Origin of the sequence: Aeromonas sp. HMWF015, from assembly GCF_963878965.1 — a bacterium.
Taxonomy (GTDB): Bacteria; Pseudomonadota; Gammaproteobacteria; order Enterobacterales; family Aeromonadaceae; genus Aeromonas; species Aeromonas veronii.
The window spans coordinates 1-11,798 of record NZ_CAWNZT010000196.1 but is presented as its reverse complement, the minus strand read 5'-3'; the positions used below and the strand labels follow the sequence as shown (position 1 = coordinate 11,798).

Genomic DNA, 11,798 nt, shown 5'->3' with positions numbered 1-11,798 from the left:
TTTCAAGGAGGAGTACAAGCGCCGTCAGGTAGGGCCGCAGGGGCGCATCGCGCTGGACTGGCTGATGCCGGAGCTGCTGCGGCTGGTGGTCGCCAGTGAGCAACCTGCCCGCCTGTTCGAGCGGGTGTGTGAGCTGCTGACCCGCATCTTCACCCGCAGCGCCTATCTGCAGCTGCTGGCGGAAAATCCGGGCGCCCTGCGCCAGCTGGTGCGGCTGTGCGACGCCAGCCATCTAGTGAGCGAGCAGCTGGCCCGCTACCCGATTTTGCTGGACGAGCTGCTCGATCCCCAGCACCTCTACCACCCCACCCCGCTCGACCAATACAAGCCCCAGCTGCGCCAGTTCCTGCTGCGCATCCCCGAGGAAGATGTGGAGCAGCAGATGGAGGCACTGCGCCAGTTCAAGCAGGTGCAGCTGCTGCGCATCGTGGCCGCCGACATCGCTGGCGCCCTGCCGCTGATGAAGGTGAGCGACCACCTCACCTGGCTGGCGGAGGCGATCACCGAAGAGGTGGTCAATCAGGCCTGGGCCCAGATGAGCGAGCGCTACGGGGTGCCGCCCGAGGTGGCGATGAGCGGCCAGCGCGGCTTTGCGGTGGTGGCCTATGGCAAGCTGGGCGGTATCGAGCTGGGTTACGGCTCGGATCTCGATCTGGTATTCCTGCACGGCGGCGACCCCAACAGCTACACAGATGGCCGCAAGCCCATCGACAGCCGCCAGTTCTACCTGCGCCTGGCCCAGCGGATCCTGCACCTGTTCAGCACCCGCACCCCCTCCGGCATTCTCTACGAAATAGACATGCGGCTGCGCCCCTCAGGCGACTCCGGCCTGCTGGTGTCGTCCCTCTCGGCCTACGAGCAGTATCAGCAAAACGAGGCGTGGACCTGGGAGCATCAGGCACTGGTGCGGGCCCGTCCCATCTATGGCGATGACGCCATCGTTGCCGAATTTGCCCGTATCCGCCGCGATGTGCTGGCCAAGGAGCGGGATCTGCCGACCTTGGCCCGCGAGGTGCGCGAGATGCGCCACAAGATGCGGGATCACCTGCTCAAAGCCGGTGCCGGCGAGTTCGACCTCAAGCAGTCCCCCGGTGGCATGGTGGATATCGAGTTTATCGCCCAGTATCTGGTGCTGGCCCACGCCTGCGGCGAGCCCGATGCCCTCACCCGCTGGTCCGATAACGTGCGCATCTTCGATGAGTGCGTCATGGCGGGGGTGCTGACCCTGGAGCAGGCGGAGGGGCTCAAGCATGCCTATCTGGAGATCCGCAACCTCGGCCATCGCCTCAACCTCTCGGAGATCTCCCGCAAGGTGAGCGACGATCAGCTGCAAAACGAACGCAGCCATGTGCTCGCCGTCTGGCACAAGCTGCTGGGGGAGTGAGATAAACCACAGCAGGTTCAACGAGAAAGGGGCGCTTGGGCGCCCCTTTCTAATATAAATATCAGCTACAAGCTCATATTTTCTTCATATAACACTCAATAGCGGTGAGCTGGATCCTGTTTTAGGCATACCAGCCTTGGAATCGTATGGCACTTTGCTGAATATACGTAGAGATAAATCGTATCTATGACCTCACCTGATTTTGGCCAGATATGACGGGTGAATATCAACTCAACAATTCCAGTCCCAGCGCAGAGAGGAAACAATGGATTTTTCAGAGCAGCTACAGAGTCTAGCCAAAAAGATTGCTCAACAGTCATCGATGATCACCACAGAAGAAGCAACCAAAAACGCATTTGTTATGCCATTTCTCAATCGTGTACTTGGTTATGATGTGTTTGATCCTACGGAGGTGATTCCGGAATTCACCGCAGATACAGGCATTAAAAAAGGGGAAAAGGTTGACTACGCCATTCTCAAAGATGGCCAAGTGCAAATTCTGGTTGAGTGTAAAAAATACAGTGAAAAACTCTCGGCCAAGCACTCTGGTCAACTCTTTCGCTATTTTTCAGTTACCAATGCTCGAATCGGCATTCTTACCAATGGGGCACAATATGAGTTCTACACAGACCTTGATGCCCCAAACAAAATGGACGAAAAACCATTTTTGACGCTCGATCTGGAAGACATAGACGAACACATAGTGCCTGAGGTATTAAAACTAACCAAAACCTCTTTCGATGTTGATTCAGTTGTCGATGCAGCTGGCGAACTGAAGTACCTTAGCCAGATCAAAAAATTGCTAGCCGAACAATTTGGCTCACCGGAAGAAGACTTTGTTAAGTTTTTTGCATCCAGAATCTATGACGGTGTACTGACGGCAAAGGTCAAACAGTCCTTTACCGACATTACCAAGAAGGCTCTTAGCCAATTCCTGAATGACAGCATCAATGCAAGATTGAAATCTGCGATTGGTGGCAGTGTCAACTCCTCAACTATCCAACCGGCATTTGATAGTAATCCATCAAGTGATAACAATAATGCCGAAAGCTGTAGTGAGGAAAAATCAAAGGTCGATACAACGATTGAAGAGATGGAAGGCTTTAATGTTGTCAAAGCAATTCTGAGACAACGATTTGATGTAACAAGAATCGCGGCAAGAGATACCCAAAGTTATTTTGGTATTCTCCTCGACGATAATAATCGCAAGCCGTTATGCCGGTTGCATTTCAATGCAAGGCAGAAATATATCGGTTTATTTGACGCTGAAAAAAAAGAGACTAGGCATCCTATTTCCTCGATCGATGAAATTTTTACCTTTGCAGATCAGTTGCTGACCGCGACATCAGTCTATGAATAGTTGCAATTAGGAGGGGGGATAATCCCCCCCTTCATCTCGCAATGAACATCCCCGTTTTCCAACTCAAGCCGTGCTCCATCACCGTCTCCACCAGCATCTGGTTGAAACGCAGATAATCCTTCTCCTCAAGAGGCCCCGGATAGCTCAACACCCGCAGCACATGTCCTTGATAATCAGGATGATAGGGCGGGTGGGCATGAGCATAGTCGTTGAGACAAAAACCCAGCCCCTGATAGAAGCGCAGACGGCGAATGGCAATCTCATCCTCTGGCGGATCGATCTCGAGAATGACGGTTTTGCCTGCCCGCTCGCAAAATTCAGCCAGCAGGCGGCTGCCGTAGTTGCGGCCGCGCAGCGCAGGATTGATGGCCAGATGTTCGATACAGATCTGCTCGCCACACGCCCACCAGAAGATGAAACCGAGCAGCAGGCCGTCTTGATAAAAGATTTGGCAGTGATAGCGAGGATCCCGCATCTTCTGGAGCTGATGCTGTGACTGGCGCTGCTCGTAGCGGGGAAAACTCTCGCCATAGATCTGCCAGACCAGCGGCCACGCCGGATGGTTTACCTCTCTAATCACTTCACTCTCAATCATCAGAACTACCTCTAATCCATTTTGCAGAACGTTCATCTATACATAAAAAGTTCCGCCACATCATCCTCTAATGAAATAAAAGCCAGAACGCCAGATTAGCGGGCGCCATCCGGTTGCGCGACAAACTGCTGCTGACTGCCATCGGGCAACAGCGCCAACACGCTTTGAGCGGCCAGTTTTATCCCCGCCTGCTCGGTGGCCGGGCCGAAGTTGGCAATCAGTCGAGTGCCATCGGCAAACTCGCTCTGCTGCACCACTCCTCGTTTGTCGAGCCAGCGAAAACCGGTGAGCGGCTGGTTGTAGAGCCGCTCATGCAGTGGGCGGAAGAAGGCATCGAGTCCCTTGAGGTAGGGAATGCGCACGCTGGCGCTATCCAGACTGAGGTTGAGCAAGGGCGGCACGTTGTAGAGCTGCTGCAACAGTTCGGTCACCTGACGGCTCTCCCTGAATTTGAGGCTGTCCATCGTCCAGTGGTGGGTGGTCACTATGCTGTCGTGAAAGACGCTCTGGAACAGCGGCAGCCGCAGCGCCGGATCGAAGTAGAGCCCCTGATACTCAGGTTTTAGGTGGCTCTGGCGAAAGAAGAACGCGGGCTGATGCTCGGGATACCAGGCCCCCAGATAGTAGGGGGAGCGCTTGTTGCGGCGCATATCGGGATCCTGCCAACCAAAGCCGCTGGTCTGGGGGCCATGGGCAAAGGCCGCGGTGCGATTGGCAACCGCCCCGCCCTCCTCGGAGCCCACCAGCACCCCCTGACTCTTGGCAATCCATGCCATCCCCGCCATCCGGTTTTGCGCATCCTGCGCCTGAGTAGTGGGCTTGGCCAGGTCGAAGTCGTCAAACACCATGCCGGTCGCCGCCACATCGAGGAACCAGCTGTTGTAGTGGCTCGCCTGCTGCAACCAGGACACGCGCTGCTCCATCACCGGGCGCACACAGGCCTGATTGGTGTAGACGCCGCTGTTTTGAAAGCCGCTCTTGCGCCGCCCGTTCTCCTGCATGATGCCGCAGCGCAGGTAAATATCCTTCCCCATTTGGGCGGTGAGCCAGCTCGGCTGGCGATTACCCTCCGGCAGCGCGGTATCGTAGGAGTCGTAAGGAGCGATGAGATAGCCCGCCTGTTTGGCAAGTTCAATCCCCTCTGGCGCAGCAAAACCGGCGGTCCACTGGGGCAGCCCCAGCCAGAGTCTGGGTAGTCCAGCCTGCTTGAGAGCGGCGATAATCTTGGTAGAGCTGCCATCACCCCAACTCTGCGGCTCGTTGAGCGCAGAGCCCAGTTGCGTGGCCGCCAGCGCACGCCGGGCGGTGAAATCGGCCGGTTGCTGACCCGGATGGCGCAGCGCCAGCGCCTGCTCTACCCCGGCCAACACCAAATCTTGCAGGTAGCGGTTGCGGGCCAGATCGGGCGCTTGCAGCGCCGTTTTGCTCTCCCCTTTGAGCCAGTCGGCGGGCATCAGGCGGCGCAGCGCGGGCCAGCTCTTCACATCCTGTGGCACCAGCAGTCGCTCGCCCCAGAGATAGAGGTGAGAGGCGCCAATCAGCCGCTTGCCATCCGGTACTGCCGCCAGCTTGCTCTCGAGCGAGACCAGCTCGCCCCGCTCCTGCAACCAGCAGCGATAGGCCTTGGCCGCCGCTAGCCAGTCGTTGCCCGGTTGCAACGACACTGCCACCTCATAGGGGTCGGCCAGATTGAGGCGGTTGACGCTATGGGTCGCGGTGAGGGCAATGCCATCTTGCTTGGGCGCAAAGGTGAGCCGGTTGTTGAAGGGGTTGGCAAAGAGGATCGCCAGCTGCTGATCGCCGTGATCCAGCCCAACCACCGGCAGGGTCAGATTATCCGTGGTGTTGATCCCCTGATACTCCTGCGCCAGCGCCTTGCGCCACGCGGGATGCTCGACCGGGATGCGAAATCCCTCGTGGATCGGCAGCATCAGCGCCTGCGCCCCTGCCGGTACCCGCGGCCACACCAGCTCGCCAGCAGTTGCACGGCTGAGGGTAAGGATCAGACGGTTACCCTCAAGGCGAGCCAAGGCACGCACCTCGCCATCGGCGCGGGTCAGCCAGCTGGCACGCTCCCCCTCCTGCTGCAAGGCGGTGACCGACTGGCGCGGGCTGGGGGAAGAGATGGCAAGGTGCTTGCCCGATGGCAGCACAGCCTCGGCCGCCAGGGTGGCGGGATCCAGCTCGATGCGCCACTGATCGTTGGCCAGGGTCAGCGCCTCGGCAGGCAGGGAGAACAGCGGCGCCAACAGCAGCAGCGGGCGGATCCGGCTCGTTAGCACGGGACGAAGAGTCATGGTCGGTGATTCCTGATAACACACGGGAATCGCCATTTCAGCAGATTGGCCGCCTGCGATTGTCAGGCCAATGTCAGGATTGCGGTGACCTGACCATCACGACATCCATTAGCCCACCGGCCCCGCCTGACTGTGGCTTAGCTGCAACACCAGCTGGCCGCGCTGGCTGGTCTGCACCAGCGAAAGGGTACGCCAACTGTCGGGCGTGGCGGCAGGCCAACCCACCTTGCCATCGAGAGGCAGACGGTTCCACCAGAGCAGGGAGTATTGCGGACGGGCTAGCACCGCCTGATCGAGCCAGAGCGGCGTACAGGCCGCAGGATTGACGGGGAGATTGTCTACCGCCTGCGGCGAGCGGGAGAGCCAGTCCAGATCCTGCACCGCAGGCAGTGGCAGCGCCACCTGCCAACGCAGGCCCGCCACCGTCAGCCGCAGCTGATAGAGCCCGGCTGGCAAAGGCGTCGGTAGATCGGCCCCGACAACCCTGACTCCGGAGTTCTCTTCCGCCTCCCACTGGGCACCTGCCAGTCGGTCACGACCAGCGGGATCGACAAGTTCAGCGGCGGTGATGGCCCCCTCCCCGGTCAGCTGCACCCGATAGTCCCGCAGCAGCGGCGCATCGCGCTGGATCAGCTCAAGGCGCAGCTCGCTCACCCCATCAGGCAGAGTGAGCGGGAAATCCTTGCCGCAGTGCTGGGCACTCAGCGCAGCCAGCATCCCCTGCCAGCTACGGCGCTCGGCATCGCTGTTGAGCGCAGGCCATGCCTGCTGCAAAGATTGCCAGGCGTGCCGGTTATCCCCCTGCAACAGTGCCAAGGTCGCCGGTTGCAGCGGGTCGGCGCGTTCGGTTTCCTGGAGGCGTTCGGTTGCCATCACGCAGCTTGCGTTTAGAAGGCCCAGGTTCAGAAGGCCGACGCTTAGAGCCAACAGCAGTCCAGCCAGCGTTGCACGCTTCACGCTGGCACCTCCAGCCGGTAACCGATGCCCCGCACCGTCTCGATGGCCAGCCCGGGCAACTTCTGGCGCAGCTGCAGAATATGGGTATCAACGGTGCGGGTGGAGGGAAACGCCTGATAGCCCCACACCCGGTTGAGGATCTCCTCCCGGCTCAGCACCCGCCCCGCCATCCGCACCAGCAGGGTGAGCAGGGCAAACTCGGTGGGGGTAAAACTCACCTCCGCATCCTGCCAGCTCGCCTGCATCCGGGCGGGATGAAGCTGCAAGCCGCCCACCGCCTGAGTGCCATCCCCCAGCTGGCGCAGCTGGGCCCGGATCCGCGCCAGCAGCTCGTCGTGGGAGAAGGGCTTGGTCAGGTAGTCGCGCGCTCCCGCATCGAGCCCGGCCACCCGATCGCTCACCTCCACCCTGGCGGTGAGCACGATCACCGGCAGCGCCTTGCGCGCCAGCCACTGGGGTAGCCAGTCGAGGGCATCCCCCTCCGGCATGGTGCGATCGAGCAGCACCAGATCCGCCGCCAGCCACTGCTGCTCCGCCGCAGCCAGAGTGTCACACCAGAGGCAGCGATACCCCTCACGGGTCAGATAGCGTTGCAGGTTCTCCGCCAATAGCGCCTCGTCTTCGACAAGCAGGATGGTCTTCATGATTCGGTGTCGCTCCAGAGTTGGCAGGGCAGCGTCAGGGTAAAAGTAGTGGGCGGGCCGGATAGGGCGAGGCGCCCGCCCAAACGGCGCAGCAGATGGCGCACGATGGCAAGCCCCAGCCCCAGACCATCGGCACGGGCACCGCGGTGCAGCAGGGTGGCGAGCCGGTAACCCGGCAGCTCGCCGCCATCGCTGACCGCGAGGATCAAACGCCCCGCCTGCCAGCTGGCACAGATCTGAACCGGTGCACAGCCATGCTGGCTGGCGTTGCGCAGCAAATTGTCGAGGGCGAGATCGAGCCAGTAGAAGGGGAGCGCCAGAGTCATCTCCCGCTCAAGGCAGAAGGTGGCACCATGCCGCTCGCAGGCCAGGGTGAGCCATTCGGTGAGACTAACTGCAACCCGCTCATCCTCGAGGGTCTCTGCCGCCAGATAGTGGCGACTGGCCTGCGCCAGTTGATGCAGACGGGCGACACTGCCCAGCAGCTGACCCACGCTCTGCTGGGCGGAAGGGGGCAGCCGGTCGAAATCGTGGCGCAGCTCCTCGCTGATGCCGGAGAGCGCCATGATGGGAGTGCGCAGCTCGTGGGTCAGCATCTGCAACGCGATGCGCCGCTCCCGCAGCAGGCACCAGCGCTGCCAGCTGGCCCACCCCAGCAACAGGATAAAACCAAGCGAGCTGGCCAGCGCCAGCCACTGCCAACCAAGCGTGGGGCGAGTATTGAAGCAAATTGCTCCGACTCGCTCTTCACAGGGGCCATCGACTCGGCTATCCAGCATCACGCCGAGCCGCTCAGCCTGCGGTTGCCACTGCCCGGCACCATAGCGACGCCACTGCCCATCGGCAAGCAGCCAGAGGTGACCCGATTGCAGCAGCCAGCGCTCGCCCCGCAGCAGGGCGTCGAGGTTGTCATCATCAAGCTCCCCAAGCAGCCCCAACCGGTCGCGCCGCTCCCGCACATGGAGCAGAGCGTCGAGCCCGGCCGCCGAATGGCTAGCCTGTATACGAGCCGCGCTGGAGCCGCCAAGCGGATAGACGGGGTGAGCGACAAACCAGCGGGTCGAGGGCGCAGCCCCTTGGCCGCAAAGCGCCCGCAGCAGTGGCAGCCACTCGGCGGGCAAGTCATTCTCTGCCCCGCACTCCTGCTGATAGCGATAGATGGCCTGCAACTGGCGCAGCGGGTAGCGTTGCCAGCCGGGATGAAGGGAGTCGGGAGCAATCAGGCGACGGTCGAGCCGCTGTACCTCATCAAGAGGCAACACCTGTTCGGGAGCCAGTTCGGCCAGCTCACCAGCCAGGCGATCCGCCAGCGGCCCGGCCAGCACGGGATAGGCCATGCCGTAGCAGATCAGGGAGCAGAGCAGCAGGATCAGGCGCATGGGTTCAACTCGAGATGACTCCGGATGAAGACACAGCAGGTCACTGCGCCATAAAAAATGTCAGCGCCATTTTTCAATGGCGCTGACATCCGGTCAACCGCTAACGACATTGGCGCGGCTCGCGCCAGCCATGTGAACCATCACCTATTTGAACAGTCCTTTGAGCAGCTGGTCTGCCACACCTTTGACGGCATCGTTGTCAGCCTTGTCACCAAGCAGCTTCTTGAGTCCGCGCTCGGCCTCCTTACGGGCCTTATCCTCCAGCAACTTGTTGTTGCTGAGCAGTGCCTTCACGTCGAGCCGATAGCTGGGCGCCTGCCAGTTGCCGCCGATCTGCACCGGAATGGTGATCTCCTTCAGCTCGTCCACATCCTTGCCTCCCTGCCCCTTGCTGCTCTCGACGATGGAGGTAAGGAACAGGAAGTCGAGGCTCTCCGGCACCAGTGCCGTCTGCCCTTCGCCCTTGACCCGCAAGGCGGGGGCAAAGAGCTGGATGTCGTTGCTGCGGGCAACGCCGTCGGCAATCTGGAAGCTGGCGGTCAGGGCGCTGAAGTCGGTCTTGCGCGCCTCCTTCACCTGTTCGGCCCCCTTGCCGGTGAGGGTGGCCCGCGCCTCGCGGATCATCTCCGGCAGGTTGATGCCGTGCAGGGCCCCATCGCTCAGCTTCAAGGTAACCTTACCCTGCATCCCGTTGCGCAGTGCCAACTCAGAGAGACCACGTCCTTGCACCTGCACATCGAGATCGCCTTTGCCCTCCAGCAGATCACTCTGAGCCAGAGTCTGCAACAAGGGACGAATGTTCACTCCGGCCACCTGCTTGTGCACCTTGTAGGTGGCGGGCTGCTGGCGTGCGTCGAGTACCCCGTTCGCGTTTACCTGACCGCCTGCCACGGTCGCGCTGAACTGTTTGAGCGTCAGCAGTCCCTTGGCCAGAGCCACCTGCAGATCGACTGCGCCAAGATCCAGCCCTTTCAGACGCAGGCTGCCGAGTTGCAACCGACCATCCAGATCCACCCCTTTGAGCGCGCCCAGATCCGGTTCAACCGCGGAGAGGGCTTCACTCTTGCCGCTTACAGCTTTATTGCCACTTGCAGCGGCATTGGAAGCACCGGTCGCCGGTTTGTTCTCTTTCACCAGCGCTGATGTGGTCGATGCCGCTTTAGCGAGCCATTTGTCGAGATCCAGCTTCTCCCCCTTGAGATCGAAGCTGATCGCGGGAACAGCGCCAAGCTGCACGGTTCCATCACCATTCAGCAGCACCTCATCGGCACTCATCGCCAACTTGCTCAAGGTAATCAACTGCTTGTCGATCTCGGCACGGGCAAAACCGGCCAGTTTAAGCTTCATCTGCGGGCGCGGCAGCGCATCACCTTCCAGCGCTGCGGTCAGCAGCACATCGGAGAGCTCGACCAGTTTCATCTCTTTATCGAGCCGCCCTTTAAGCGTTCCTTCCAGCGAGCCAGCCAGTGAAGCTTGCTGCCCCTCTACCTTGGCTCCTTTCAGCGCCAGCGTAAGGTTGCTCCACTCACCGAGGGCCAGACGGTCTCCCTTGATGGAGAAACTGTCGAGTCGCAGGGACGGGTCACTCAGGCTGCCACTGAGGCTCAAGTCTTTCAGTTCACTGGCCATCACCTCCTGCGACAGCTTGATCTGGGTCTGACCCATGATATCGAAAGCGAGCTTGTCGACACTTCCCTTGGCGGCCAGCGTCACGGGTACCCACTGATCGGTGGCCAGCTGCCCCATATCGAGATCGAGGCGATCCAGTCGCAGCGAGGTGCCGCTGCGATCATCCTGTACCAGCGCACTGGCCTGGGAGAGCGCGACACCCTGCAAGCTGATCTGCCAGGGCTTGCTATCAGTGGTTGGCGCAGGTGTTGCAGGGACGACCGGTTCGCTTGCATCAGCATTGGCATCCTTGATCAGTCCGCTCAGATTGGAGCTGCCATCCGCCTTGGTCTGGATAAAGAGATGGGCGCCACTCAGGGTCACCTTGCCGATCTCCAGGCGATGGGAGAGCAGCGGCAACAGCGCCACCGAGGCCTCCCCCTGTTCGAAACGAACGAGATCCGGCTCGGCAAAACCGGCAGGATTGCGCAGAGCAACCTTCTCCAGCGAGAGGCCGAGACTCGGCCAGAAACGCCAATCAATCTCCCCCGCCATCACCAGTTCCCGACCCGTGCTCTTGCGCACCTGTTCAGCCAGTTGGGGCTTGAATTGATTGGGGTCGATAAGGCTTATCAACGTCACGATGGCCAGCAAGGCCGCCACGGCGATGCCGAGCAAGATGAGAACTATCTTCTTCACGATATGCTCCTTGAATCCGGATCCACTGCTGACTATACCACTCACCGTCTGACGAATGGCGTCTGCGGGACAAAAGCGGACAAGGATGAGACAGGGATGGTCGCTGCCAATCCCCATCGTCATCAGCAGGGATCAGACTTGCAAAGAGGATTGCTGCAGCCGCGCCATCGCGGTGCGCGTCGACTCGAAAGCAAAGCGGGACAAGGGGATATCGCTGATCTTCAACCACTGACAGGCGGCCACATCGTCAGCTGGCTGGATGACCGGTTTTTCACTCAGCCTGATGGCAAAGAAGGTGTCACAGGTGTGATAGGTGATGCCATCGTAGGGATAGATATTGGGGAAGGAACCGAGATAGGTACAAGGATGAGCGCTAACATCGAGCCCCAGCTCCTCCTGCAACTCGCGCACCAGCGCCCCCTCCAGCGACTCGCCGGGATCGACAAATCCGCCAGGCAGATCCAGCAACCCCTTGCCCGGATTGCGGGCACGCACCGCAACCAGCACCTCGTCCTGCCAGCAAAGCGCCACCATCACAGCCGTCGCCACATTCTGGAAAAAATGAAAACCGCAGCCACAGCGAAACTCTTTGGGGCTGACGCTCTGCAGGGTTTGACCGCCGCATTTTGGACAAAACATGGGCTATCTCCGACGAAATAAAGCGCCATTTTACGCTGTTGCGACCGTTTTTTATGAGTAAAACAGACGGGGAAGACGAGGAATTCAAAGAGAGAGGAATAAAACGGAGCAATTATCAGGCGATTTGCTGATTTTCAGGCAATAAAAAACCCCGCTCATTGAGCGGGGTTTCTTGTATTTGGTGCCTGGCAGTGTCCTACTCTCGCATGGCGAATGCCACACTACCATCGGCGCTA

The 11,798-nt window shown here is 60.1% G+C and carries 9 protein-coding genes; 2 read left to right on the top strand and 7 right to left on the bottom strand.

Annotated features, from left to right (window positions below):
• Both glnE and AACS18_RS10235 read left to right on the top strand, forming a co-directional pair.
• The coding region (gene glnE, locus AACS18_RS23300) for a bifunctional [glutamate--ammonia ligase]-adenylyl-L-tyrosine phosphorylase/[glutamate--ammonia-ligase] adenylyltransferase (RefSeq protein ID WP_258228906.1) at nucleotides 1–1,384 on the top strand (1,384 nt) is incomplete at its 5' end.
• Nucleotides 1,385–1,649: 265 nt separating this feature from the next.
• Entirely contained in the window at nucleotides 1,650–2,744 is a 1,095-nt protein-coding gene (locus AACS18_RS10235) for a type I restriction endonuclease (protein ID WP_108614217.1), read from the top strand.
• A gap of 31 nt (nucleotides 2,745–2,775) precedes the next feature.
• On the opposite strand, the gene AACS18_RS10230 is transcribed toward AACS18_RS10235, so the two are convergent.
• The 7 genes from AACS18_RS10230 to AACS18_RS10200 form a co-directional block, all read right to left on the bottom strand.
• Complete coding sequence (locus AACS18_RS10230) at nucleotides 2,776–3,339, bottom strand: GNAT family N-acetyltransferase (protein WP_108614216.1); 564 nt, start codon at nucleotides 3,337–3,339, stop codon at nucleotides 2,776–2,778.
• A 95-nt stretch (nucleotides 3,340–3,434) separates the two neighbouring features.
• Complete coding sequence (locus AACS18_RS10225) at nucleotides 3,435–5,636, bottom strand: glycoside hydrolase (protein WP_108614215.1); 2,202 nt, start codon at nucleotides 5,634–5,636, stop codon at nucleotides 3,435–3,437.
• 108 nt (nucleotides 5,637–5,744) lie between these two features.
• Nucleotides 5,745–6,509 (bottom strand): DUF2861 family protein, encoded by a 765-nt coding sequence (locus AACS18_RS10220; protein ID WP_258228905.1) that lies wholly within the window; start codon nucleotides 6,507–6,509, stop codon nucleotides 5,745–5,747.
• Between the two features lie 80 nt (nucleotides 6,510–6,589).
• Nucleotides 6,590–7,237 (bottom strand): response regulator transcription factor, encoded by a 648-nt coding sequence (locus tag AACS18_RS10215; protein ID WP_005335461.1) that lies wholly within the window; start codon nucleotides 7,235–7,237, stop codon nucleotides 6,590–6,592.
• Nucleotides 7,234–8,616: an ATP-binding protein gene (locus AACS18_RS10210; RefSeq protein ID WP_108614213.1), complete on the bottom strand. Its 1,383-nt coding sequence runs from the start codon at nucleotides 8,614–8,616 to the stop codon at nucleotides 7,234–7,236. Before AACS18_RS10210 ends, AACS18_RS10215 begins: the two co-directional genes overlap by 4 nt.
• A gap of 144 nt (nucleotides 8,617–8,760) precedes the next feature.
• Nucleotides 8,761–10,923 (bottom strand): AsmA family protein, encoded by a 2,163-nt coding sequence (locus tag AACS18_RS10205; protein ID WP_108614212.1) that lies wholly within the window; start codon nucleotides 10,921–10,923, stop codon nucleotides 8,761–8,763.
• A gap of 132 nt (nucleotides 10,924–11,055) precedes the next feature.
• Complete coding sequence (locus AACS18_RS10200) at nucleotides 11,056–11,562, bottom strand: NUDIX domain-containing protein (protein ID WP_108614211.1); 507 nt, start codon at nucleotides 11,560–11,562, stop codon at nucleotides 11,056–11,058.
• Between the last annotated feature and the right edge of the window lie 236 nt (nucleotides 11,563–11,798).

What these genes read in the sequence shown, in the direction of transcription:
- AACS18_RS10235 (WP_108614217.1), top strand. Translation starts at nt 1,650, where the DNA reads ATGGATTTTTCAGAGCAGCTACAGAGTCTAGCCAAAAAGATTGCTCAA.
- AACS18_RS10230 (WP_108614216.1), bottom strand. Translation starts at nt 3,339, where the DNA reads ATGATTGAGAGTGAAGTGATTAGAGAGGTAAACCATCCGGCGTGGCCG.
- AACS18_RS10225 (WP_108614215.1), bottom strand. Translation starts at nt 5,636, where the DNA reads ATGACTCTTCGTCCCGTGCTAACGAGCCGGATCCGCCCGCTGCTGCTG.
- AACS18_RS10220 (WP_258228905.1), bottom strand. Translation starts at nt 6,509, where the DNA reads ATGGCAACCGAACGCCTCCAGGAAACCGAACGCGCCGACCCGCTGCAA.
- AACS18_RS10215 (WP_005335461.1), bottom strand. Translation starts at nt 7,237, where the DNA reads ATGAAGACCATCCTGCTTGTCGAAGACGAGGCGCTATTGGCGGAGAAC.
- AACS18_RS10210 (WP_108614213.1), bottom strand. Translation starts at nt 8,616, where the DNA reads ATGCGCCTGATCCTGCTGCTCTGCTCCCTGATCTGCTACGGCATGGCC.
- AACS18_RS10200 (WP_108614211.1), bottom strand. Translation starts at nt 11,562, where the DNA reads ATGTTTTGTCCAAAATGCGGCGGTCAAACCCTGCAGAGCGTCAGCCCC.